The sequence below is a fragment of the Micromonospora coxensis genome, from assembly GCF_900090295.1.
Taxonomy (GTDB): Bacteria; Actinomycetota; Actinomycetes; order Mycobacteriales; family Micromonosporaceae; genus Micromonospora; species Micromonospora coxensis.
This window is the reverse complement of sequence record NZ_LT607753.1, coordinates 3,231,960-3,255,052: the sequence shown is the minus strand read 5'-3', so window position 1 is coordinate 3,255,052 and position 23,093 is coordinate 3,231,960. Positions and strand designations below refer to the sequence as shown.

Below are 23,093 nucleotides of genomic sequence, written 5' to 3'. Positions count from 1 at the left end.
GACGTCGTCACCGGGCAGACCACCCCCAACCTGATCATGGCGCCGGTGCTCAACGGCAAGGCGGACATCCCCACCATCGTGGACCAGGCGGGCGTCTTCATCGCTCCGCAGCGCCGACCGGCCCGCTCTCCCGGCTCCGGCCACGACCCGGCGCTGGACACCCGCGCATCGGGCGGGACCGCGTTCGGCGCGTACGCCACCCGCCAGCTCGACCTGTCCCGGAAGGTGCCGGCCGACGCCACAGCGGCGGTGCTCAACGTGACGGTCACCGCGCCGACCCCGGCGGGCGTGCTCAGGGTGTTCCCGGCGGGCAGTGCGACGCCCGAGGCCTCGCACCTCAACTTCGTGGCCGGGCAGACCATCCCGAACCTGGTGGTGGTGCCGGTGGTCGCCGGTCGGGTGAGCATCCACAACGCCGGCTCGGGCAGTACCCACGTGGTGGCGGACCTGGCCGGCTTCTACGCCTCGACGGCGTCCGGCGCCACCGACGCCTACGTGCCGTACGGCCCGACCCGGATCGTGGACACCCGGACCGACAGCGGCCTGATCCACCGCAACGGGCACGGCGCGCTGGAGCCGGCGGAGGATGTCATGTTCCGGCCGAACTTCCTGCTGCTCAACTGCTGGGACTGCCCGGAGCCCACCGGCGCGGTGCTCAACCTGACGGTCACCGCACCGTCGGCACCGGGCTTCCTCACCGCGTACCCGAACGCCACCGAGCGGCCGAACGCCTCCCACGTGAACTTCGTCGCCCGGGGGACGGCGGACAACCTGGCCGTCGTCCCCACCGGACAGTGGCGGCGGATCGCGGCGGCCAAAGGGGTCCGCCGACCTCGGGCACCCGCACCGCCGCGTCCGGCCGGGGCGCCTGCGACCACGACCGAACGGTCCACCCGGGTCGGGAGTTCCGGTGCTGCTCGCATCGGTGGCCATCGGTGTACGCTGCCCGCGCACGCACAACTTGATCACGGGGGAACGTTGATGACAACGCACAACGCACTGGCGCGGCTCGCGCTCGTTCCGTTGGCGGCGGGTGCGGTGCTGGTCGGGCCGACGGCGCCGGCCGCCGTCGCCGCGCCCGCTCCGACGACGGCGACCGCACCTCGGGCCGAGCTCTACGTCAGCAAGACCCACTGCTCGCCGACCGGCGTCCAGGACGGCAGTCCGGAGTCGCCGTTCTGCACCATCCAGGCCGCGTCTGCCGAGGCCGGTCCCGGCCAGACGGTGCTGGTGTACCCGGGCACCTATCACGAGAACGTCTCGTTCACCCGATCCGGCACCCCGGACGCGCCGATCACCTTCCGCGCCGTCCAGATGAGCGACGAACCGGTCCGGGTCGGCAAGTACGACACCACCGCCCCGATGGGGGCGATCATGATCGTCGCCGGGGCGCACGACGTCGTCATCGAGGGCTTCACCGTCTACGGGGAGAGCCGGGCCGACGGCGTCGTCGTGGTGGACTCCAGCCGGGTCACGCTGGACCAGCTCACCGTTCACAGTAGGCCCGACGGGGCGAGTGGGGTGAACGTCACCGGCGTCTCCGACGACGTGACGGTCAGCCGTAGCGTCATCAGCAACACCGGCGGGCCTACGGTCGACCTCGATCCGGGCACGACGGACGTCACGGTCGCCGGCAACCAGCTACTCGGCTCCGGCCTGCTGGCCACCATGTCCCCCGGCGTCTCGGTCACCAACAACACGGTCGTCACCGACTGCCGGGTCGGCATCGACCTGTACTCGGACTCGACCAATGCCTCCGTCCGCAACAACATCGTCCGGACGTCCCGCACCCGCCAGCCCTGCACCGCCCCGGCCGAGGCCGTCGCCATCCGGGTGGCCCACAACGCCGTGCCGGCCACCACCGTCGACCACAACCTCATCGACCCGGCCGGCGACGGTCCGCTCTACCGTTGGTCCGGCGAGAACCACGCCACCGTCGCGTCGTTCACGACGGCGACCGGGCAGGGCTCCCACGACCTCGCCACCGACCCTCGGCTGGTCGGGACGCAGACCGGTTGGACCAGCTGGTACGGACCGGGGACCGGTTCGCCCGCCCGCGACTCGGCCGACGCCACCGCGCGCGGCGTCCTGGACAGCGATCTGCTCGACAACCCGTACGCCGACGATCCGTCCGCCGAGAACACCGGCACCGGTAGTGGCTACCGGGACCGGGGCGCGGTGGAGGCACAGGGTACGCCCGTCACCGAGGCGCCCTACCTGCGCCGCAAGCCCGGCGGTGGCCCGCTCGACGTGGTGGCCGGGGCCAGCCTGCGCTCCTCGTGGCCGGTGGAACGGGAGCGGACGAAGTACGCCTACCGGTTCTGGGGCGACCGCTACTGGCGCGTCACCGACGCCGGTTCCCTGGAACGGAGCGTCCGACGGGCCGGCCGGGTCTGCGTCGACGTGCGGGGGACCACCACCAACTTCCGCACCGGCAGCAGCTACGCCGCGAGCCCGTGCACCGTCGTCGGCGCCCGGTTCACCCCGGTCACCCCGACCCGACTGGTCGACACCCGGAGTGGCCTGGGCACCGGCTCGGCCGCGCCGATCGGGCAGAACGGCGCGCTCTACTACCCGGTCCCCACCGTCGCGGGGGTGGCGGCCGAGGACATCACGGCGCTGGTGCTCAACGTGACGGTGACCAGGCCCGAGGCGTCGGGCTTCATCACGGTCAGCCCGGACGGTACCCGGCTGAACGCCTCCAACGTCAACTTCGTCGCCGGCGAGACGGTGGCGAACCAGGTGACCGTACCGGTCACGGGCGGACGCATCGTGTTCATCCACACCGGCATCGCCTCGGTGCACCTGATCGCGGATCTCCAGGGCGTCTACACGGCAGCTGGCTCAGGCTACGCCCCGGTGCCGCCGGTGCGGATGCTCGACACCCGGGAGGGCGCGGCCGGACCGGTCCCGGCCCACACCACCCGTACGCTGGACCTCTCGGCGAAGCTGCCGGCGGGCGCGACGGCCGCGGTGCTCAACGTGACCGTGACGAAGCCGACCGCGAACGGCGTGCTCACGCTCTTCCCGTACGGCTCCGCCGTACCGGTGGCGTCGCACCTGAACTTCGTCACCGGGCAGACCATCCCCAATCTGGTCACGGTGCCGGTGGTGGGTGGCAAGGTGAGCATCCGCAACGCCAGCTCCGGCAGCACCCACGTGATCGCCGACCTGGCCGGCTGGTTCAGCCCGGATGCCACCCAGACGTTCGTGCCGCTCACCCCGACCCGGTTGCTCGACACCCGGGAGTCCGGTGGGGCGCTCACGGCTCGGACGGCGGCCCGCGTCCAACCCGCGACGGCAGCTTCCTCCTGCGCCCCGGCCCCGGCCTGCCCGGAGCCGACCGCGCTGGTGGGCAACCTGACTGTCACCCAGCCCACGGCGGCGGGGGTGCTCATCGCCCACCCGTCCGCGCAGGCACGACCGACCGCCTCGAACGTGAACTTCGTCGCGGGTGAGACCGCGTCGAACGCCGCGCTGGTGGCGGTCAACTTCGGTGTCGACGTCTACAACAGCAGCTCGGGTACGGCGCACGTCATCCTGGACCAGTCCGGGTACTTCATCGGCCCGGCCGCCTGACGCTCCGCCCGGGAGCCGGCGTCCCCCGCGACCAGCGGGCGGATGCCGGCTCCGGCGTTTTCGGTTGAGCCGCCGGTCAACGGGTACGGATTCCTGTGGACCAGTACGGCTCCCTCCCGGTTGGAGGGAGGTTCGACCGGAACGAGGAGGAATGTCATGACCACCGTGGTCGAGAAGTCGATCGAAGTCGACGTCCCGGTCAGCACCGCCTACAACCAGTGGACCCAGTTCGAGGAGTTCCCCCGCTTCATGGGTGGCGTCGAGGAGGTGCGCCAGCTCGACGACCGGCGCATGCACTGGGTCGCCCAGATCGCCGGGGTCAAGCGCGAGTGGGACGCGACCGTCCTGGAGCAGGTCCCGGACCAGAAGGTCGCCTGGGCGGCGACCGAGGGCGCGACCAACGCCGGCGCGGTCTACTTCCAGCCCGTGGGCGCCGGCCGGACCATGGTCCGGCTGCACCTGGAGTACGAGCCGGAGGGGCTGGTCGAGAAGGCCGGCGACAAGCTGAACATCGTCGAGAAGCAGGCCGAGTCCGACCTGGAGAAGTTCAAGAGCTTCATCGAGTCCCGGGACGTCGAGACCGGCGCCTGGCGGGGCTCGGTCGGCGAGGGGCACGGGGTGGGCACGCCGGGCGTCGCGCACGCCGCGTCCTCGCAAGGTGACAGCGGCAAGGCCGGTGTCTCCGGTACGGCCGTCGCCGCCGGTGCCGCCGTCGCGGGCGCCGCGGCCGCCGCCGGAGTCGCCGCCGCCCGGCACCGCTCCGACGACGACGACCAGACGACGACCACCACCGAGTCGGAGTACCGGACGACGGAGGTGGTCGAGCCGACCACGACGACGTACCCGGGTGGCCCGGTCATCGAGCCGAACCGCCCGCTCTGACAAACCGCCGCGAGGGCCCGGCGGCCGGTCGACCGGTCGGCGGCCGGGCCGCCGGCGTGCCCGGAAACGAATCGAGGCCCCTCCGTGGAGGGGCCTCGATCTCTGCCCACCTCGCTGCCTGTGTGCCCGGAGCGGGCGGCGAGCGCGGCGGCCGTCCCGCTGCCGCCGATTTCGGGCGAGCGGAAGTGCCGCTCGTCCGGTCAGCGGGGTCAGCGGACCAGCAGCGCGTCCTGCATGCGTTCGGACAGCCAGTCGCGGAACGAGTCCTCGGTCCAGCCGCACCGCAGCACCAACGCGTCGTAGAGCGCCGGGTCGTTGAAGACCCACAAGACGTCGACCGCCCGCTCGACGTCGGCGCCGTGGCGCAGCGGGCCGAGCGAGTGGCCCCGCTCGACCACCATCCGGGCGCCTGCGCGACGGTTGCGTAGCAGCGTCTCCCACACGTCGGCGACCTCGGGCGCTTCGTCGGCCGCCCGCCGGACGGTCTCGAAGATCCGCGCCGCACGGCTGCCGATCAGGGTGCACACACCGGCGTACGCGTGCAGGACGCCGGCTTGCGTGTCGGCTTCGAAGACCGGCCGGAACCAGGGCCGTTGCGCGACCGGTACCGGCTCGTCGTCGCCGGCGAGCGCCTCGTCGAGGACCTGCCGCAGCAGGGCCGGCTTCGACCCGAAGGCGGCGAACACGGTCGGGCGGGCGACCCCTGCGGCAGCCGCCACGTCAGCCAGTGAGGTGCCGGCGTACCCACGGGCGACGAACAACTCGGCCGCCGCGCCGACCACCGCCCGCCGGGTGCGCCGTGCGCTCTCCTCACGCACGGCGGACCGGTAGCGGCGTGTCGACTTTGCGTCCTTGACACCGTCCATGGCTCCGCCATACTAGCAATGTATTCACTAGACGCTGACTAATGAATAGACGCTGTCCATCAGTCAAGGGACGATGACATGCCTGTCCGCCCGTACGTGTGCCGCGCCGGCGAGGGAGAAGCCCACTGGTTCGTCGGCAGCCTGATGACCGTCAAGGCGACCGGCGAGCAGACCCGCGGCCGTCTCACCGTCGTCGAGTTCGTCAACCCGCCCGGCTTCGCCGCGCCGCTGCACCGGCACCGGAACGACGACGAACTGTTCTACGTGCTGTCCGGCACCGCCGAGTTCCGCTGCGACGGCGAGGCCTTCACCGCCGGGCCCGGCGACTTCGTCCTGCTGCCCGTCGGGCTGCCACACACCTTCCTCGTCGGACCCGACGAGCCGCTGCGCGCCCTGCAGATCACCACCCCGTCCGGATTCGAGCAGTTCGCCGCCGAGGCCGGCACCCCCGCACCCGATCGGCGGCTGCCCGACCCGGCACCGCTCGACCCGGCCGCCCTCGGCCACGCCGCCGCGCGGCACGGCATCGAACTGCTCGGACCACCTCCCCGGCACCGACCCACCGGATCGACAGCACAGGAGGCAGGCACATGACGGACGGAGAAGTTCGACGGCGGGCCCGGTGGTGGCGGGCGTGCGCCGCCGCCGCAGTCGTGATCAGCGGCGCGGCGGCCTGCGGGTCCGCACCGGCGGACCAGCCGGCCCCGGGGGCCGGCGGCCCGTCCGGCTCAACCGGTGCGGCGACGGTCGAAGCCAGGCAGGTCGACGCCTGCGCGTTGCTCTCCACCGACGAGGTCACACAGGTGATCGGAGCCACGGGCGACCGCGCTCCACGGGCCGGCGACTCCGGCGACGGGGGCAGCTCCTGCGTGTGGGAGAACCCGGACACCTACCATTCGATCACCATCGACATCGGCCGCCCCGGCACCGCCGTCGGCGGCACCCTGCCGGCCGAGTCCGCGTACGGGCAGACCGAACCGGGCCCCGACGGCATCCGCTTCGCCTCGGGCAACATCGCCGAGTTCGCCGTGCGGGACCGCGCCTGCGAGATCCAGGTCGTCACCAAGGTCACCGACGACACCGACCAGTCCACCGCGATTCGGCTGATCGGCCTGGTCCGTGATCGTGCCTGAGACCCCCGGGCACAGACAGTCCGATGAGCAGTGTCCAGGCCGGGCCGGCCTCAGAGACAACGGCTGCGGCCAGCCAGAAGGGGGTACCCCCATGATCACCGATAACCGGAGCGGAAGGCGGCGTGCCTCGGTCAGCTCCGTGGCGGTCATGATCCTCGCGCTGACCGGATGCGGCAGGACCGACCCGGCTCCCCCGCCGCCCGACGTCGGTCAGCCCGCCGTCGAAGCGCCGGCCACCGCCGGCGACCACGACGGCGTCACCGCGACCCCGGCCCGGACGGTCGACCCGTGCGCGCTGGTGCCGAAGGCCGCCGCCGAGCGCCTGGCCGGAACGCCCCTGCAGGATCCGGTGGCAGCCCCCGGCTCCTGCACCTACACCGGTCCGGTCAGTGGACCCACCGCCCAGGTCGAGGTCTACGTCGGCCCGGGGGCCGAGAAGATCCTCGACATCGACCGTGCACTCGGCCACGACCTGAAACCCGTTCCGGGCGTCGGCGACGAGGCGTACATCGAGGACGGCGCGGTGTTCGTCGCCGCCGGTGACGTCTGGATCGCGATCCGGCTGGTCAGCCTGGCCGACCCCACAGCGTCCCGGCAGGCGCTACAGGACCTGGCCCGGGACGTGGTGACCCGGCTGTGAAACTCGAGACGTCGCGAACCCGCAAGGTCGTCGCTGCCGTGACCGTCCTGCCCGTCCTGCTCGGCCTGACCGCGTGCGTGGACGCGAAGCCGACCACGTCCGGCGATGACCTGCGCTACGGCGCCGCGCCCGCCCCGCACCCGGACGTGACCCTCCGTCCGGACGTCGTCGTCGTGCCCGGCGGCAGCGGCGCGGTGCGTGCGGTCACCGACGGGGGCCTGATCTGGCGGCTGGACCCCGACGCCGGCAACGCCGACCTGTTGGCCCCGGGCAAGGTCATGTTCGTCACCGGGCGTGGGGTCGGGCGGGTGATCGACGCCCGACGTGACGGCCAGGACCTCGCGGTCGCCATCGGCCCGGTGGACATCACCGACGTGATCCAGGACGGCGAGTTCACCTCCGAACAGCCCGTCTCCCTGGCCGGTGCCACCCCCTACCAGTTCGACGACGCATTCTGGTCCCACCCGGACGCCTCGACGCCGCGATCCGCACCGGCTGCGACCGCCGCCCTGGACCACAGCCCGGCCGCGACCGCCGACGCGCTGACGTCGGCCGGTGCCCGGCCGGTCACCGCCACGCTGCCGCTCACCACAGGCTCGGCCCGGGCCGGCGAGCTGGTGGCCGAGGGTTTCTGCTGCGCCGACGGTGTCGGCGCCCGCTTCTCCTACCGGGACAGCGGGCTCGATCTCTCGGGCACCATCGCCTTCGTGATGAAGCAGCCCTCCGCGAAGATCCACCTGGTGATCGACGGAGCCGAGGTCACCGCGGCCGAGTTGCAGATCCGGGGTGCCGCCGGAATCCGGGTTCAGGTCGACGCCACCACCAGGACCGGCCAGAACGTCCACCCCGTCGTCTTCGTGCCGGTCACCTTCAGCGTCCCCCTCGAGTCCATCCTGGGCATCCCGTTCTCCGCGACCGTCCGGCAGTCGATCGGCATCCGCACCGGCTTCAGCGCCGGGCACACCACGATCAGAGCCACCGGCGAGTACTCGCTCGGCGGCACCATGGGCTTCGGCTACGCCGACGGCAGGTTCGGCCCACGCTGGCCCGGCGGTCTGCGGGAGAAGAGCAGTCTCGTCGACTCCGTCGACGGCACCTCGGTGGGGGCGAACGCCCTGCTCATCGATTACGACGTGAAGTTCTTCGTCGGCCTCGGCGCAGTCGTGTTCACGGCCGGGCTGTACGCCGCGCTCACCACCACGGTGGGGATCACCCGAGGATCGAGCATCGGCTTCGGTGGTCTGCAAGGCCTCGCCAACCGGGAGGGCTGCAACCGCGCCGACCTCACCATCAACGCGACCTACGGCATCGGCTACTCCATCCCGGCCCTGGTCGTCAAAGTGATCAACTTCTTCCTGCGGATCTTCAACGCCAGACCCATCGCCGCCGAGGGGGGAATCCCCGTCCCGCCGCCGGTCGTGAACCTGGTCAACGAACACTGGATCACGAACCGGCCGGTGTGTCGGCACTGAGTTCTGCGTCGTCCTGGCGGCGGTCGCCCGTCGTCCGCTGCCCTCTCGCTGCCTCCGCCGGAGCAGTGATCGGCGAAAACGAATCAAGGCCCCTCCGTGGAGGGGCCTTGACCTTTGCTTACCTCTGGTCGGGGTGGCCGGATTCGAACCGACGACCTCTTCGTCCCGAACGAAGCGCGCTACCAAGCTGCGCCACACCCCGAGGCGTGCTGAGAAATAGTAGCCCACCCGGTCCGATGGTCAAACTCGGTACCCCCCCCTGGACGCCGCGCCGGCCCGGCGTCCAGGGGCGGACCGGCCGGGCGGACGCGGCGGGGGCGCAGGTCAGCGGGGGATGAGGGTGAGCACGCTCGCCTCCGGGGGGCAGGCGAACCGCACCGGGGCGGTGGGGTGGGTGCCGAGGCCGCCGGAGACGTGCAGCCAGGCGTCGGAGCCGGGCCAGCGGTGCAGGCCCTTGGCCATCGAGCGGGGCAGCCCGCAGTTCGTCACCAGGGCGCCGTAGCCGGGTACGCAGACCTGACCGCCGTGGGTGTGCCCGGCCAGCAGCAGGCCGAAGCCGTCGGCGGCCATCTGGTCGAGCACCGCCGGCTCGGGCGAGTGGGCGATGGCGATGCAGAGGTCGGCGGCGGCGGAGACGGGCCCGGCGACGGAGGGGTAGTCGTCCCGCTCGATGTGCGGGTCGTCCACGCCGACCAGCTCGACCAGCCGGCCACCGGCCTTGAGCGTGGTACGGGCGTTGTTGAGGTCCACCCAGCCGGCGCCGACGAAGACGTCGCGCAGCTCCTCGTAGGGCAGCGCGACGCCCTCGGTGTACCCGCGGTCGGGCAGGAAGTAGCTGAACGGGTTCTTCAGCACCGGGCCGGTGTAGTCGTTGGAGCCGAAGACGAAGGCGCCGGGCAGGTCGAGCAGTGGTTGCAGGGCCCGCAGCACGCCGGGGACGGCGGCGGGGTGGGCCATGTTGTCCCCGGTCACCACGACCAGGTCCGGGTCGAGGGCGGCGAGCGACGCCACCCACTGCTGCTTGCGCTGCTGGTCCGGCATCATGTGCAGGTCCGACAGGTGCAGCACGCGCAGCGGCTCCGCGTCGGTCGGCAGCACCGGCACGTCGTAGCGGCGCAGGGTGAACATGTTGCGCTCGATGAGTGACGCGTACGCCAGGGTGGCCGCTCCGGCGGCGATGGTCCCGGCGGCGAGCCGGAATAGTGTGCGCTTTCGCATGGCGTTCAGGGTAGTTTGACCGACCATGAGCACGCTGAAGGACCGCCTCACCGCCGACATGCGCGCCGCCCTCAAGGCGCGCGACGAGCTGACCACCTCCACGCTGCGGATGGCGCTCGCCGCCGTCGGCACCGCCGAGGTCGCCGGCAAGGCCAAGCGCGAGCTCACCGACGACGAGGTGCTCGCGGTGCTGACCAAGGAGGCGAAGAAGCGGCGTGAGGCCGCGACCGCCTTCGCCGACGCCGGTCGCGCCGAGCAGGCCGCGAAGGAGACCGCCGAGGGTGACGTGCTGGAGCACTACCTGCCGAAGCAGCTCTCCGACGCCGAGCTGGCCGAGCTGGTCTCGGGGGCGCTCGCCGCGGGCGGCTTCACCGGCAAGGCGCAGATGGGCCCGGCGATGAAGGCGGCCCAGGCCGCGGTGGCCGGTCGGGCCGAGGGGGGCCGGGTCGCCGCCGAGGTACGCCGGCAGCTCGGTCTCTGACCCCTGCGCGTACGCGAAACGGGCGGGCACCCCCTGAGGGTGCCCGCCCGTCGTGTCGCGGGATGTGTCAGCCGCGGCCCGGGGGTCGGCCCGGTCGGCTCGGGCCCGTCGGCGTGGTGCCGCCGGGGCCGGCGGTGGGGCCGCCCGGCGTGGCGGGGGAGCCGCCACCGGCGCTGATCTGGATGGTGACCACGCCACCCTTGATCGTCCGGCCGTCGGGGCTGGTGCCGGCGGCGGTGCCGGGCGGGCAGCTCGACGGGACCTTGACGTCGGAGACGACCGCCTCGAAGCCGGCGCCGTTGATCCGGCTCTTCGCGGTGTTCACGTCCTGGCAGGTGACGCTGGGGATGGAGCGCTGGTCACCCTCGGAGATCTTCTTGCCCGGTGGCTCGAAGTTGATCCGGTCCTTGCCCTTCATGGCGTCGCGCAGCGTCTCGATGACCGGCGGGTTGATGCCGTCGGGCTGGTTGTGCTTCATCTTGACGTTGGTCTGCGGCCAGTCCGGGTCGGCCATGATGCCGGCCACCGCGTACTGCTTGGTCATCGCGACCAGGGCGGCGGTCTTCTCCGAGTCGGTGGTGCCGGACTTGCCGGCCACCGGCGCCTTGACGACCTGCTTCACCTGGCGGGCGGTACGGCTGCCGCCGCACTTGCTGGTGGAGGAGTCGTCACCGACCGGGCAGCGGGCGGCGTCGACGGCGGCCCGGGCCACCTCGGTGCTCAGCCGCTTCTCGCAGCGCGGGTTGGCGATGTCGAGCTTGTTGCCCTCCGGGTCGCGGATCTCCTGCACCGGGATCGGCTCGCAGTACTTGCCGTCGGCGGCGAGGGTGGCGTACGCGTTGGCCAGCTCCAGCGGGGTGGTCTGCGAGACGCCCAGGGTGAACGCGCCCCACTGGTGGGCGTAGTCCTTGGTGCTGGCGAACTTGGCGTCGTTGCTGGCCCGGAACTGGATGCCGAGCCGCCGCGCCACGTCGACGACGTTCTCCGCCCCGACCTGCTGCTGGAGCGGGACGAAGTAGGTGTTGGTCGACTGGGCGAAGGCGCTCCACATGGTCTGCACGCCACCGGCCTTGCCGCCGGCGTTCTTCGGGCAGTAGAAGTGCGTGCCCGGGCAGGCGGCCGGCGAGCTGCTGTCGATGATGTATTCCGACTTGAACGTCTGCTGCGCGTTGATGGTGTAGCTGAGCGGGATGCCCTTCTCCAGGGCGGCCACGATGGTGAAGATCTTGAAGGTCGAGCCGGCCTGGTAGCCGGTGATCCCCTGGCCGCCGGTGAGCAGCGGGTTCACCGTGGCCGGGTAGTTGCCCCGGATCTTCTTCTTGGCCTTGGCCGGATCGCTGTTGATCTTGTTCTTCGGGTTCTTCGGGTCGTCGAGCTTGAACTGACGGTTGACCGCGAGCGCCCGGACCCGGCCGGTGCCCGGCTCCACCACGGCCACCATGGCGGCCTCCTTGGCGGTCTCCTTCTTCGCCTTGCGGACCGCCTTGTCCGCGCCGCGCTGCGCCTGCGCGTCGAGGGTGGTGACGACGGTGTAGCCACCGCTCTTGAGCCGCCGCTCACGGTCGTACGAAGTCGAGCCGAAGGTCTCCTGCTGCAGCCACCAGCGGTAGAAGTAGTCGCAGAAGAAGCCCCAGCCCTTCTCGTTGGTGGAGACGCAGCCGTTCGGCGTGCGCTTGTCCTTCACCACGAGCTTGGTGGCCTTGGCGGCGTCCGCCTCCTGTCGGCTGATCTTGCCGATCTTGACCATGTTCTCGAGGACGTAGTTGCGCCGGTCGAGCGCGAGCGGGTACCCGCTGCGGGTGGTCGGGTCGTTGGTGGTCGGCGCCTTGACCATGCCGGCCAGCAGCGCCGCCTCCTCCAGCTTCAGCTTGCTCGGCGGCTTGCCGAAGTAGACCTGGCTGGCCGCGTAGATGCCGTAGGCGCCGTTGCCGAAGGAGGCGATGTTCAGGTAGCGCCGCAGGATCTCGTCCTTGGGGAACTCCTTGTCGATCTGGATGGCGTACCGCATCTCGCGCAGCTTGCGGGCGCTGGTGTCCTCGGTCGCGGCGACCACGTCGGCCGGGTGCGTCGCCGAGTAGGCGATGGCCAGCCGGACGTACTGCATGGTCAGGGTCGAGGCGCCCTGCTGGGAGTTGGTGCCCGACTGGTTGTTGACGAAGGCGCGGGCGACGCCGTTGAGGTCGACCCCGTTGTGCTTGTAGAAGTCGTGGTCCTCGGCGGCGATGATGGCGTCCCGCATGACCGGGGCGATGTCTTCCAGCTTCACGTCGCGACGGTTCTCGTCGTACATCGTCGCGAGCGGTGTCTTGCCGTCCGAGGCGAGCAGGTAGCTGATCTGTGGCGCACGGGCCACGGTCAGCTCCTTCGGCAGCGCGCCGAAGGTCTCGGCGCCGGCCTTCGCGGCCAGTCCGGACATCGCCACCGCGGGGAAGGCCGCCGCCGCGACGACCACGCCGGCCAGCAGGCCACAGATCAGCAGCGATGCGGCGTTGGTGAAGACATTGTGGTCACGTTTCCGCATCCAGGTCACCTCGACAGGGTACGCGAGCAGGGAACGAGGGTCGCTGGGGCGTTCTTTCCCCATTTCCTGCGCGCGCGACCCTCGTTGTGCTAAACGCACGACCCCCGGTGCGTGGTTGCGTGTGACCGCGGTCGAGTCTCCACCCGATCGGGACAGCGGCGCAGCGTTTTCACGTACTCGGGTCGGGTATGCGGCGGGCGAAAGCCCGGGAAGCCGGGAGTGTCCGGAATGATGGATTTTGCCGACAACGTTGCGTAATCAGGCGACTACAGAGCATGATGGTGGCGGCGACACGGCCACACGTCGTCCGTGCCTCCTTGGGGAAGGAACGGGCCGGACGACCGGGGGGATCGACGGCTGGTCGCACGAGGTCGGTAGGTACTGCAAGGGGGGACGTGTACAGATGGGCATGATCACTGACTGGCCGTCACTGGCGGCATGTCAGAACGGGGACCCGGACGCGTTGTTCGTACAGGGCGCCGAACAGAACGTGGCGAAGAGGATCTGCCGGAGCTGCCCAGTTCGGTACGAGTGCCTGGCCGACGCGCTCGACAACCGGATCGAGTTCGGGGTGTGGGGTGGCATGACCGAACGCGAACGCCGGGCGCTGCTGCGCCGTCATCCGCAGGTGACGAGCTGGCGCAAGATGTTCGAGGCCGCGATGAAGAAGAACGCCAAGGACAAGGCCGGCAAGGACAAGGTCCTGGTCACCACCGGCTGACGCCGTCACGGCCGGCTGATCGCCGCGCCGATCGTCCGCAGCCCGTCGACGTCGTGCACGTCGGCGGGCTGCGCCGTCACCGACACTGCCGGCACCGTCGGGAACGCCTCGGTGAACCGGGCCGCCACCTGCTGCTCGCGGGCCGCCTGCCGGGCCAGCGCGGCGTGCGCCCGCAACACGTCGACGGTGACCGCGTGACCGCCCAGCTCCGCCAGCCGGTCCGCCGCGGCCAGGCTCTCGGCCGCGTCCAGCCGCACCGCCGGCCGGTGCACCCGGTTCAGCACCAGCCCGGCCAGCGGCATCCGCTCCTCGCGCAGCCGCCCGGCGAAGTACGCCGCCTCCCGGACCGCGTCCGACTCCGGGGCCGCGACCAGCAGGAACGCCGTCTCTCGGGCCTGCAGGATCCGGTACGTCTGCTCCGCGCGCTGCCGGAAGCCGCCGAACATCGAGTCCAGCGCGGCGACGAACCCGGACAGGTCGGTGAGCAGCTGGGCGCCGAGCACCTTCTGCACCACCTTCGAGAACATCCCGAAGCTGGCGGTCACCAGGCTGAACATGCTCCGCCCGCCGGTACGCGCCGGCGCGAGCAGCAGCCGCAGCATCCGGCCGTCGAGGAACCGGGAGAGCCGGGCCGGAGCGTCCAGGAAGTCCAGCGCGGAGCGGGACGGCGGGGTGTCCACCACGATCAGGTCCCACTCGCCGCGAGCGTGCAGCTGGCCCAGCTTCTCCATCGCCATGTACTCCTGCGTGCCGGCGAAGGTCGAGCTCATGGCCTGGTAGAACGGGTTGGCGAAGATCTCCGCCGCCTTCGCCGGATCGGTGTGCTGGAGCACCACGTCGTCGAAGGTGCGCTTCATGTCCAGCATCATGGCGTGCAGCTCGCCGCCGCTGACCTCGACGTCGATCCCCTTGACCTGGCGCGGGGTGTTGTCCAGCTCGGTCAGGCCGAGGGACTGGGCCAGCCGGCGGGCCGGGTCGATGGTGAGCACCACCGTCCGCCGGCCGTGCCGCTCGGCCGCCCGCAGCGCCAGCGCCGCCGCCGTGGTGGTCTTGCCCACCCCGCCGGCACCGCAGCACACGACGATCCGTACACCGGGGTCGGCGAGGATCTGGTCGACGTCCAGCCGTGGCGCCGCGTCTTCGGAAGGCACCAATCGAGCGTATCGGGCCGCTGCCGTCCGTGCGCCCGAGCCGACGTCAGGTGTGAGTCAATCGGCCCGGCCGAGCAGCTCGGCCAGCGTCGCCAGCCCGGCCCGGTCCACCCCGTCGGGCAGCAGCGGCAGCTCGGTCATCGGCAACCCCAGCTCCACCAGGTCGGCCCGGAGCGAGTCCTCCAACTCCCGGCGGACCTGCTGGTCCCGCGCCTCCTCGGCCAGCCCGACGACGGTCGCCCGGTCGGTGGGCAGCCCGGCGGCGAGCAGCCCGCGCCTCAGCTCCGCCTGGGTCACCTCGCGTCCCGCCGGCAGCGGCGGCCGGGCGCCGTTGACGATCACCCGGCCCACCCCGAAGCCGAGCTGGGTCAGCTCGGCGATCGCGTCGACCGTCTCCTGGACCGGCATCTCCTCCAGCAGCGTCACCACGTGCACCGCGGTCATCGGGGAGCGCAGCAGGGCGGCGACCCCCTCGCTCTGGGTCTTGATCGGGCCGACCTTCGCCAGCCGGGCGGTCTCCGCGGTGACGTTGAGGAACCGGCCGATCCGCCCGGTCGGCGGCGCGTCCAGCACCACCGCGTCGTACGTGCGGCGCTGCCCGCTGGTGCGGGTGGTCGCCTCCTTCACCTTGCCGGTGAGCAGCACGTCGCGCAGCCCGGGGGCGATGGTGGTGGCGAAGTCGATCGCGCCGAGCTTGCGCAGCGCCCGCCCGGCCGCCCCGAGCTTGTAGAACATGTCGAGGTACTCCAGCAGCGCCTCTTCGGCGTCCACCGCCAGGGCGCGCACCTCGCCGCCGCCGGGGGCGTCGGTCAGGTGGCGTTCCTCGTACGGCAGCGGTTCGGTGCCGAAGAGCTGCGCGATGCCCTGCCGACCCTCCACCTCGACGAGCAGGGTGCGTCGCCCGCCGCCGGCCAGGGCCAGCGCCAGGGCCGCCGCCACGCTCGTCTTGCCCGTGCCACCCTTGCCGGTGACCACGTGCAGGCGGGACGGCCATCCGGTGCCGGCCGGTTCGGCCGGGGGGTCAGCAGGTCGCACCCGTCGAGCCTATCCACCCGGCGGCGTCAGGCGACCTCGCAGACCCGCCAACCCGCCTTCCGTACGACGGTGAAGCGCAACGCCTGCTCGGCGATCTTCTCGTCGGCGGTGGTCATGGTGACCTTCGCGCTGACCGTGGCGCGGTCGCCGTTCTGGCTGTCCACGGTGGGGGTGGCCCAGCGGAAGCGCGCGCCGGTGTACTGGGCGGCGTACCTGTCCACCTCGGCGACCTTGGCGGCGATCTTCTCCGGGTCCCGCGACGCCGCGCAGACCAGGCCGGTCGCCTTGCCCGCGTCCCGCTCCCGGTAGACGGCGCTGAGGAAGTCGTCCACCGCCACCGCCGGCTCCTTCGCGCCCGCGCCCTCCTCGGTGTCCCGCAGCGCCAGGTAGGCGGCCGTGCCACCGCCGCCGCAGAGCAGGATCGCCGCGACGAGGGTGAGCGTGGCGACCAGCCTGCCGCGCCGGCGCTGGTCCGCCGGGGACCGGTAGGCCGGGTACGCCGGTGAGGGGGTGACGCCCCCCGGCGACGACGTGCCCGGGGAGGCCGGGCCGGGAGGTGGGGAGCTGGGCGATCCGGTCGCACCGTCGGTCGGCGGTTGGGTCATGTGGGTCCCTCGGGGGATGGGCGTCCTCGCCGCCCCTGGCGCGGACGCGGTTCGGGCACGCGGGCGACCCCTGATCGCCCGTCCGAGGCAGAAGGGTAGCGGTCGATGGCTGATTTGTGACCGGCCGCTCACGGGGCAGGGCTCCCCGCGATCACGTTCCGGACCGGCGATGTGTCGCATATGTGACTCGGCGTGATCAGGTGTGCGCGTCCCGTTGTGGCCCTCCGGTGATCGGTCCTACCTTCGTGCCGGCGCGGGGGAGTGGATCGGACAGCGGGTCCGGTCCCGGACGGTGGTCAGATCACGGCACGAGGCCCGGAGGCAGTACATGCGCGACGCGGACAACATCGCTCGAGCCCAGTTCCCGCCCGGTGGCGGGGCCGGGCGGGTCGGCGCCCGGGGCGACGCGGACGGGTCGGCCGGCGGGCTGCCGATCAACGAGCGGTCGTACCGGCGGTCCGCCGAGCCCCACGACGTGCTGCGCGTGCTGAACCACTCCGCCGACCGGGGCCGGGACGAGGAGGAGCCCGGGTACGTCATCCACCTGCCGATCCGGGTCGCCGATCTGGCCGCCGCGACCGCGCTGGCCGGCACGGTGGCGACCTCGCTCGGCTTCCTGGTCGAGCTGGACGCCGGCGAGACCACCGTCTCCACCGCCGACGACCAGAACAACCGCCACCGGGTCTTCTGCGACCTGCTGCTGCCGGACCGGTCCCGCTGCCCCCAGCCGTACGACCACGAGGGTCCCTGCGGTGAGGCGCCGGTCGCGCCCGAGCAGCGTCCCGCGCCCCGGCCGTCGCCCGGACCGTAGGCTGTGTCCGGTAACACGTCCACGTCAGGCAAGGGAGCCCTCCACCGATGCAGAAGTGGGAATACGCCACGGTCCCGCTGCTGGTCCACGCGACCAAGCAGATCCTCGACAACTGGGGCGAGGACGGCTGGGAGCTCGTCTCCGTGGTGCCCGGCCCGAACCCGGAGCAGCTCGTCGCCTACCTGAAGCGGCCCAAGGCATGAGCAACGGACCGCACGCGAAGCTCGCGGAGCTCGGCCTGACCCTGCCCGAGGTCGTGCCGCCGGTGGCCAGCTACGTCCCGGCGGTGCAGTCCGGCCAGCACGTCTACGTCTCCGGCCAGTTGCCGATGGCCGAGGGCAAGCTGCTCGCCACCGGCAAGGTCGGCGCCGGGGTCTCCGCCGAGCAGGCCAAGGATCTCGCCGAGCGGTGCGCGCTGAACGCCTTGGCGGCGATCGACGCGCTGGTCGGCCTGGAGAACGTCGTCAAGATCGTCAAGCTGTCCGGGTTCGTGGCGAGCGCGCCCGGCTTCACCGGTCAGCCCGGCGTGATCAACGGCGCCTCCGACCTCTTCGGCGCGGTGTTCGGCGAGGCCGGGCGGCACGCCCGCTCCGCGGTCGGCGTCGCCGAGCTGCCGCTCGACGCCCCGGTCGAGGTCGAGGTCATCGTCGAGGTCGCCTGACCCACCACCACCCCCGCGATCCTGCCGACCCGGGCCGGTCGAAAGCCGTGAACGGCCACAAACCACCGGGCGAATCCGCAAGATCGCGGGGAGTGGCGGGCAGGGTCGTACGATCGCAGCCATGACCGGGCATCTGACCGCGCCGGCGGCGGCGCTCGCCGACGCGCTGCCGGACTGGGTGACGCTGCTGCGCGCGCCCAACCCCGGGCCGATGACCCTCGACGGCACCAACACCTGGGTGCTGCGGGCCGCCCCCGGAGCGCCGGCCGTGGTGATCGATCCCGGCCCGGCGCACGACGACCACCTCGACCGGATCGCCGCGCACGCGCCCGTCGGGTCGGTGCTCATCACCCACGGGCACCCGGACCACACCGAGGGCTCCGCGCCGCTGGCAGACCGGCTCGACCGGGCGACCGTCCGGGCCGCCGACCCCGCGCACACCATCGGCGGCGCGCCGCTGACCCCGGACGCCCCGCTGGAGGCCGAAGGCTTCACCATTCGGCTCGTGCCCACCCCGGGGCACACCGCCGACTCCGTCTGCTTCCTCGCCCAGCGCGGCGACGAACGGGTGGTCCTCACCGGCGACACCATCCTCGGCCGGGGCACCACCGTCGTCGCCCACCCCGACGGGCACCTCGGTGACTACCTCGCCAGCCTGGAGCTGCTGTCGGCGTACCGGGGGATCCCGGCGCTGCCCGGGCACGGCCCGGCGCTGGCCGACTGTGGCGTGGCGGCCGAGTTCTACCTGGCCCACCGCCGTGCCCGGCTCGACCAGGTGCGCGCCGCGGTCGCCGCCGGCGCCACCACCGCCCCCGAGGTGGTCGCCACGGTGTACGCCGACGTCGACCGCTCGCTGTGGTGGGCCGCCGAATGGTCGGTCCGCGCGCAGCTCGAATACCTCGGGGTGGGCGGGACGGCACGGCCGTGACCTGCCCGGTCTGCGGCACGCTCGCCGTCCCCGGGGCGCGGTTCTGTCACAACTGCGGGGCCGCCCTGCCGGCTGCCGCCACCCTGCCGACCGCCGAGCGGCGGGTGGTCACCGTGCTCTTCGGCGACCTCTCCGACTTCACCTCCTGGTCCGAGGACCTCGACCCGGAGCGGGTCGGCGCGGTCACCGACCGGGTGCTCGCCGCCCTCGCCGGCGCGGTCAAGACCTTCGGCGGGCACGTCGACAAGCTCACCGGCGACGGCATCATGGCGGTCTTCGGCGCGCCCGTCGCGCACGAGGACGACGCGGAGCGGGCGGTGCGTGCCGCGCTCTCCATGCAGCGGGCGGTCCGCCGGGTGCTCGACGACGAGCGGGGCGGCGGCGCGCCGCTCGGCCTGCGGGTCGGGCTGAACACCGGCGACGTCATCGCCGGCATCCAGGCCGCCATCGAGTACACGGTCATCGGCGACACGGTGAACACCGCCGCCCGGCTCGCCGACGCCGCCGCCGTCGGCGCGGTCTACGCCGGTGGCCGTACCTCCGCCGCCACCCGGCACGTGGCCTCCTGGCGGGCGCTGCGCCCGCTGCGGCTCAAGGGCAAGCGGGAACCGGTCGAGGCGTACGAGCTGCTCGGGCTCCTGGACGCCCCGGGCACCCGCTCCGGCCTCGGTGACGAGGCGCCCTTCGTGGGCCGGGAGACCGAGATCGGCCGGGTCGCCGGCCGGCTCGCCGAGGTGATCGACCGCAGCGAGCCCCGGGTGCTGCTGATGACCGCCGAGGCGGGGATCGGCAAGTCCCGCTTCGCCGCCGAGGTGGAACGCCTCGCCGCCGGGTACGACGTGGGCGCCGGCCGGTACGCCGCGCACACCGGCGCCCGGGTGCTCTCCGTACGCTGCGCCGCCTTCGGCGAACGGCGTCGACTCGCCCCCCTCGCCGATCTGGTCCGGGCCGCGGTCGGCCTGCCCAACGACACGTCCACCGCGCTCACCCGCCCGGCGGTGGAGGAGCGGCTGCGCCGGCTCGGCCAGCGGCTCGGGCAGCGGGGCGGCAGCCCGCTCGCCACCGACCAGCTGCTCGCCCTGCTCGGGTACGCGGAGCTGCCCGGCGGGCACGGCACCGCCACCGACAACGGGGAGTGGAGCGCCACCACCGCGCCCGCCGACGCCGAGGCGGTGCCGAACGCCGTCGCCGGCCTGCTCAGTGCCCTGGCCAGCGAGGCGCCGCTGGTGATGGTGGTGGACGACCTGCACGACGCGACCGCCGAGACGATCAGCGCGCTCGGGACGACCCTCTCCCGGCTCAGCGGCCCGGTGCTGGTGCTGCTGCTGGGCCGCCCGGAGCTGGTGCGTACCGCCGGGGCGCTGACCCGGGTCGCCGACGCCGAGGTGCACGTGCTGCCCGCGCTGCGCGGCGCCGACGCGGCCCGGCTGCTGACCAGCTACCTCGGCGGCGGGAAGCTGCCGCAGGCCGACGCGGACCGGCTCCTCGCCACCGCCCAGGGCAACCCGTTCTACCTCGCCGAACTGGTCACCCTGCTGATGGAGCGGGGCGCGCTGACCGCCGTCGCCGAGCGGCGCAGCGGTCCCGGCGGGTGGCGGCTGGCCCCCGGCTCGCTGGGCAGCCGGCTGCTCTCCCGGGACCTCGCCGCCGTGCTCGCGGCCCGCATCGACGCGCTGCCGCCGGACGCCCGCTCGGCGCTGCGCGACGCCGCCGTGGTCGGCGACACCGTCCCCGAGGGGGCGCTGGAGGCGCTGCGCGAGCAGCGCGCCGGGCGGGACGGTCGACCCGCCGCGGTGGCCGCCGTCGAGCTGGAACGGGCCGTCGAGGAGCTGCTGCAACGGCGGATGCTGCACCGCACCCGCAGTGGCTACGCCTTCGCCACCCCGCTGATGCGGGAGGCCGCGTACGCCGGGGTCAGCAAGGCCGAACTGGCCGAGCGGCACGCCGCCCTGGCCCGCTGGGCCGCCCCCGGCGACACCGGCTCCGCGCCGGGCGGCTTCACCGACCCGGCCCGGGACGACTTCGTCGCCGAGCACGTGGAGCGGGCCGCCGCGCTCGCCGACGCGGTCAAGCTGCGCCCGGACGCGCCGGCCCGGACGGTCACCCCGCTGGGCGTGGCCGCGCTGGGCCGGTCCGCCCGCCGGTCGCTGCACGCCGGGGAGCCGGCCCTCGCCGTCGAGTACGCCGAACGCGCCGCCGAGCTGGCCCGCGACGGGGTGCCCGCCGCCGACCGGGTGGTGCACGCCCGGGCGTTGCTCCAGGTCGGCCGGGCGACCGACGCGCTCTCCTTCGCCGAGAAGATCGCGGCCAACGCCGGGGACGAGGCGGCCGTACGCACCAGCGCGCTGCTGCTCGCCGGGCAGGCCCACCAGACCCTCGGCGACCAGGCCCGGGCGGTGTCCAGCTGGCAGGAGGCGTTGCAGGTCGCCACCGCCGGCGGCCTGCCCACCCTGCGCGCCTCGGCGATGCGCCGGCTGGGCATGGCCGACTTCATCGCCGGCCGGCTCGGTCAGGCCAGCAGCCGGCTCGCCGCGTCGTACCAGGTCAGCCTCGCCGCCCAGGACCCGCGCGGGCAGGCGTGGTCGTTGCAGAACCTGGCCTGGGTCACCACCACCCGGGGCGACTTCGCCGGCACCGACGCGGTGCTCGGCCGGGCCGCCCGGCTCTTCGCCCAGCTCAAGGACCCGTACGGGCGGGCCTGGCTGCGTGGCACCACCGCGTTCGCCCGGCTGCTCGCCGGCCGGTTGGGGGAGGCCCGCCGGCTGGCGCGGGTCTTCCTGCCCTTCGGCGAACGGGTCGGCGAGGCGTGGGCGGTCGGCACGCTGCGCGCGGTCGAGGCGTTCGCCGGGGCGGAGCTGGGCGAGGTCGCCGAAGCCGACCGGGAGGCTCGTCGCGCGTACCGTGACTTCGCCGAGGTCTCCGACGACTGGGGACGCGGGTTCGCGCTGGTCGTCCGGGGGGTCGTGGCACGCGGGCTGGGCGAGCCGGAGCACGCCGCCGACCTGCTCACCGACGCCCTGGCGTACGCCGAACGCACCTCGCACCCGCTGCTGACCGGGATGGCCGGCACGCTGCGCGGCTTCGTGGCGCTGGACATGGGCGACTGCGAGACCGCCGAGCGGGACGCCCGGGCGGTGCTGACCGCCGTCGAGCCGCACAACCCGCAGGCGCCGGCCCAGGCCGCGCCCCGGGTGCTGCTGGCCACCGCCCGGCTCGCCGCCGGGGACCCGGCCACCGCGGTGGGGCTGCTCGCCCCGGTCGCCACCACCGCCGCGAGCACCCCGACGCTGCTCTTCTCCCGCCGCCAGACCATGGCCCGGTACGCTTCCGCGCTGCTCGCCCACGGCCAGCGGGAGCAGGCGCTGGACTGGGCCCGGCGCGCGGTGGCCGCCCCCGCCGAGGACGTCCGCAGCCAGGTGATCGGGGCGAGTGTGCTGGCCGAGGCGCTGGCCGCCTGTGGCCGGCCGGTCGAGGCGCTGGCCAGCGCCGAGGAGGCGGTCCGACTGGCGTACGCGACCGAGCAGCGCAGCGAGCGGATCGCCGCCGACGCCCTGCGGGTCCGCCTCGCCGCCGGCTGACCCACCCGCCGGTCCGCCCCCCGCACCCGCCCCTCACCCCTTCCGCCTGGTGATCAAGACGTTTTGGTCCGGATTCGATGCTCCTACGGACGCAAACCTCTTGATCAACAAACGTGGTCGGACCGGGGTAGGGGGCGGGGTCGGGTCGGTCGGGTGGGCTGCCTGGGGAGGTCTGGCGGTTCCGGGGATGTGGGGGGCGGGGTGCCGGTCTAGCGTGTGGGGTCCAGGGGCCGCCACGGCGGTGCTCGTGGATGGGGAGGACAGATGAGGCTGCCGCGTTCCGGCGCCGGCTGGACCATCGCGGTCTTCGGCGTCCTGGCGCTGCTGCTCGGCGCGCTCGGGCTGCTCTGGCCCGAGGCGCAGTTGCGGATGCTCGGGTTCGAGGTGCCGGATCGGCGGGCGGCCGGCGACTACACCGGCACGTTCCTCACCGCGTCCTCGATGGCGTCGTTCAACATGGGCGTCTACTACCTGCTGGCGGTCGCCACGGAGTGGCGGGCCTTCTACCGATTCACCGTCGTCTTCCGGCTGGTCACCTTCACCGTCTTCACGCTGGCCGTGCTGGCCGACGTGGCGCCCGACCGGTTCTTCGCGGTGGCCCTGTGGGAAGGGCTCGGCGCGGTCGCCACCGCGCTCGGTCTGCGCTGGGACGCCCGCCGCGCCGACGGGGCGCGCCCCGCCACGGCCGGAGTGGCCGACGAGGACCACTCCGGGAGTGCCGGGGCTGCCGACGCTCCGGCCGCCGCGGTGCCCGTCGATGGCCCGGAGTCCTCGACGAAGCCGCAGGTCATCGACGCGGAGGGTGGTCCGG

18 protein-coding genes, 1 tRNA gene and 2 pseudogenes are annotated in these 23,093 nt (G+C 73.1%); 14 read left to right on the top strand and 7 right to left on the bottom strand.

From position 1 onward, the window contains the following. Positions 1-45 precede the first annotated feature (45 nt). Positions 46-3,579 (top strand): right-handed parallel beta-helix repeat-containing protein, encoded by a 3,534-nt coding sequence (locus GA0070614_RS14735; protein WP_157744997.1) that lies wholly within the window; start codon positions 46-48, stop codon positions 3,577-3,579. Between the two features lie 156 nt (positions 3,580-3,735). Next, positions 3,736-4,182 (top strand): annotated as a pseudogene (locus tag GA0070614_RS31145) (SRPBCC family protein); the annotation flags it as partial. 488 nt (positions 4,183-4,670) lie between these two features. Here the strand turns inward: GA0070614_RS31145 and GA0070614_RS14725 are convergent. Next, positions 4,671-5,279, bottom strand: coding sequence for a TetR/AcrR family transcriptional regulator (locus GA0070614_RS14725; protein WP_231933636.1), 609 nt, complete (start codon positions 5,277-5,279; stop codon positions 4,671-4,673). A gap of 126 nt (positions 5,280-5,405) precedes the next feature. Here GA0070614_RS14725 and GA0070614_RS14720 point away from each other — a divergent pair, with 126 nt between their 5' ends. The 4 genes from GA0070614_RS14720 (at position 5,406) to GA0070614_RS14705 (ending at position 8,572) form a co-directional block, all read left to right on the top strand. Beyond that, positions 5,406-5,921 carry a quercetin 2,3-dioxygenase gene (locus GA0070614_RS14720; protein ID WP_088976495.1) on the top strand — a complete coding sequence of 172 codons (516 nt, stop codon included), beginning with the start codon at positions 5,406-5,408 and terminating at the stop codon, positions 5,919-5,921. Beyond that, positions 5,918-6,460, top strand: a complete 543-nt coding sequence (locus GA0070614_RS14715; RefSeq protein ID WP_157744996.1) for a hypothetical protein — start codon at positions 5,918-5,920, stop codon at positions 6,458-6,460. Before GA0070614_RS14720 ends, GA0070614_RS14715 begins: the two co-directional genes overlap by 4 nt. Positions 6,461-6,599: 139 nt before the next feature. After that, positions 6,600-7,100, top strand: coding sequence for a DUF3558 family protein (locus tag GA0070614_RS14710; protein WP_408630753.1), 501 nt, complete (start codon positions 6,600-6,602; stop codon positions 7,098-7,100). Between the two features lie 38 nt (positions 7,101-7,138). Then, positions 7,139-8,572, top strand: coding sequence for a hypothetical protein (locus GA0070614_RS14705; RefSeq protein WP_088976492.1), 1,434 nt, complete (start codon positions 7,139-7,141; stop codon positions 8,570-8,572). 125 nt (positions 8,573-8,697) lie between these two features. Here GA0070614_RS14705 and GA0070614_RS14700 read toward each other — a convergent pair. Both GA0070614_RS14700 and GA0070614_RS14695 read right to left on the bottom strand, forming a co-directional pair. Further along, positions 8,698-8,774, bottom strand: a tRNA-Pro gene (locus GA0070614_RS14700). A gap of 122 nt (positions 8,775-8,896) precedes the next feature. Then, the gene (locus tag GA0070614_RS14695; RefSeq protein ID WP_088976491.1) at positions 8,897-9,790 is read right to left on the bottom strand and encodes a metallophosphoesterase; all 894 of its coding nucleotides are present in this window, start codon (positions 9,788-9,790) and stop codon (positions 8,897-8,899) included. Between the two features lie 25 nt (positions 9,791-9,815). Between GA0070614_RS14695 and GA0070614_RS14690 the strand changes: the two genes are divergently transcribed. Next, the gene (locus tag GA0070614_RS14690; protein WP_088976490.1) at positions 9,816-10,271 is read left to right on the top strand and encodes a GatB/YqeY domain-containing protein; all 456 of its coding nucleotides are present in this window, start codon (positions 9,816-9,818) and stop codon (positions 10,269-10,271) included. Positions 10,272-10,338: 67 nt separating this feature from the next. Here the strand turns inward: GA0070614_RS14690 and GA0070614_RS14685 are convergent, their stop codons facing one another. Next, positions 10,339-12,792, bottom strand: coding sequence for a penicillin-binding protein (locus tag GA0070614_RS14685; RefSeq protein ID WP_088979439.1), 2,454 nt, complete (start codon positions 12,790-12,792; stop codon positions 10,339-10,341). A 403-nt stretch (positions 12,793-13,195) separates the two neighbouring features. Between GA0070614_RS14685 and GA0070614_RS14680 the strand changes: the two genes are divergently transcribed. Further along, positions 13,196-13,513: a WhiB family transcriptional regulator gene (locus tag GA0070614_RS14680; RefSeq protein WP_088976489.1), complete on the top strand. Its 318-nt coding sequence runs from the start codon at positions 13,196-13,198 to the stop codon at positions 13,511-13,513. A 5-nt stretch (positions 13,514-13,518) separates the two neighbouring features. On the opposite strand, the gene GA0070614_RS14675 is transcribed toward GA0070614_RS14680, so the two are convergent. From GA0070614_RS14675 to GA0070614_RS14665, 3 genes are read right to left on the bottom strand one after another with little or no spacing between them, the layout of a single operon-like run. Beyond that, positions 13,519-14,667, bottom strand: coding sequence for an ArsA family ATPase (locus tag GA0070614_RS14675; RefSeq protein WP_172892438.1), 1,149 nt, complete (start codon positions 14,665-14,667; stop codon positions 13,519-13,521). A gap of 54 nt (positions 14,668-14,721) precedes the next feature. Beyond that, positions 14,722-15,699, bottom strand: coding sequence for an ArsA-related P-loop ATPase (locus GA0070614_RS14670; protein WP_088976488.1), 978 nt, complete (start codon positions 15,697-15,699; stop codon positions 14,722-14,724). Between the two features lie 26 nt (positions 15,700-15,725). Further along, positions 15,726-16,304 carry an Rv0361 family membrane protein gene (locus GA0070614_RS14665; protein ID WP_088976487.1) on the bottom strand — a complete coding sequence of 193 codons (579 nt, stop codon included), beginning with the start codon at positions 16,302-16,304 and terminating at the stop codon, positions 15,726-15,728. Positions 16,305-16,632: 328 nt separating this feature from the next. Here GA0070614_RS14665 and GA0070614_RS14660 point away from each other — a divergent pair, with 328 nt between their 5' ends. The 6 genes and pseudogenes from GA0070614_RS14660 to GA0070614_RS14635 all read left to right on the top strand — a co-directional run. Beyond that, positions 16,633-17,115 (top strand): hypothetical protein, encoded by a 483-nt coding sequence (locus GA0070614_RS14660; protein WP_088976486.1) that lies wholly within the window; start codon positions 16,633-16,635, stop codon positions 17,113-17,115. Positions 17,116-17,162: 47 nt separating this feature from the next. Next, complete coding sequence (locus GA0070614_RS14655; RefSeq protein WP_013736319.1) at positions 17,163-17,318, top strand: DUF4177 domain-containing protein; 156 nt, start codon at positions 17,163-17,165, stop codon at positions 17,316-17,318. Then, positions 17,315-17,776 carry a RidA family protein gene (locus tag GA0070614_RS14650; protein WP_088976485.1) on the top strand — a complete coding sequence of 154 codons (462 nt, stop codon included), beginning with the start codon at positions 17,315-17,317 and terminating at the stop codon, positions 17,774-17,776. Before GA0070614_RS14655 ends, GA0070614_RS14650 begins: the two co-directional genes overlap by 4 nt. A gap of 121 nt (positions 17,777-17,897) precedes the next feature. Continuing rightward, a complete protein-coding gene (locus tag GA0070614_RS14645; protein ID WP_088976484.1) occupies positions 17,898-18,704 on the top strand; it encodes an MBL fold metallo-hydrolase in 807 nt (268 codons plus the stop codon). Further along, the gene (locus GA0070614_RS14640; RefSeq protein ID WP_088976483.1) at positions 18,701-22,282 is read left to right on the top strand and encodes an adenylate/guanylate cyclase domain-containing protein; all 3,582 of its coding nucleotides are present in this window, start codon (positions 18,701-18,703) and stop codon (positions 22,280-22,282) included. The genes GA0070614_RS14645 and GA0070614_RS14640 overlap by 4 nt, the downstream gene beginning before the upstream one ends. 264 nt (positions 22,283-22,546) lie before the next feature. Further along, positions 22,547-22,945: pseudogene (locus tag GA0070614_RS14635) on the top strand (hypothetical protein); the annotation flags it as partial. Positions 22,946-23,093 lie beyond the last annotated feature (148 nt).

Bases quoted from the DNA above. Each gene is read 5' to 3' on its own strand.
- GA0070614_RS14720 (WP_088976495.1), top strand. From the start codon at position 5,406: ATGCCTGTCCGCCCGTACGTGTGCCGCGCCGGCGAGGGAGAAGCCCAC.
- GA0070614_RS14715 (WP_157744996.1), top strand. From the start codon at position 5,918: ATGACGGACGGAGAAGTTCGACGGCGGGCCCGGTGGTGGCGGGCGTGC.
- GA0070614_RS14695 (WP_088976491.1), bottom strand. From the start codon at position 9,790: ATGCGAAAGCGCACACTATTCCGGCTCGCCGCCGGGACCATCGCCGCC.
- GA0070614_RS14690 (WP_088976490.1), top strand. From the start codon at position 9,816: ATGAGCACGCTGAAGGACCGCCTCACCGCCGACATGCGCGCCGCCCTC.
- GA0070614_RS14685 (WP_088979439.1), bottom strand. From the start codon at position 12,792: ATGCGGAAACGTGACCACAATGTCTTCACCAACGCCGCATCGCTGCTG.
- GA0070614_RS14680 (WP_088976489.1), top strand. From the start codon at position 13,196: ATGGGCATGATCACTGACTGGCCGTCACTGGCGGCATGTCAGAACGGG.
- GA0070614_RS14665 (WP_088976487.1), bottom strand. From the start codon at position 16,304: ATGACCCAACCGCCGACCGACGGTGCGACCGGATCGCCCAGCTCCCCA.
- GA0070614_RS14660 (WP_088976486.1), top strand. From the start codon at position 16,633: ATGCGCGACGCGGACAACATCGCTCGAGCCCAGTTCCCGCCCGGTGGC.
- GA0070614_RS14655 (WP_013736319.1), top strand. From the start codon at position 17,163: ATGCAGAAGTGGGAATACGCCACGGTCCCGCTGCTGGTCCACGCGACC.
- GA0070614_RS14650 (WP_088976485.1), top strand. From the start codon at position 17,315: ATGAGCAACGGACCGCACGCGAAGCTCGCGGAGCTCGGCCTGACCCTG.
- GA0070614_RS14645 (WP_088976484.1), top strand. From the start codon at position 17,898: ATGACCGGGCATCTGACCGCGCCGGCGGCGGCGCTCGCCGACGCGCTG.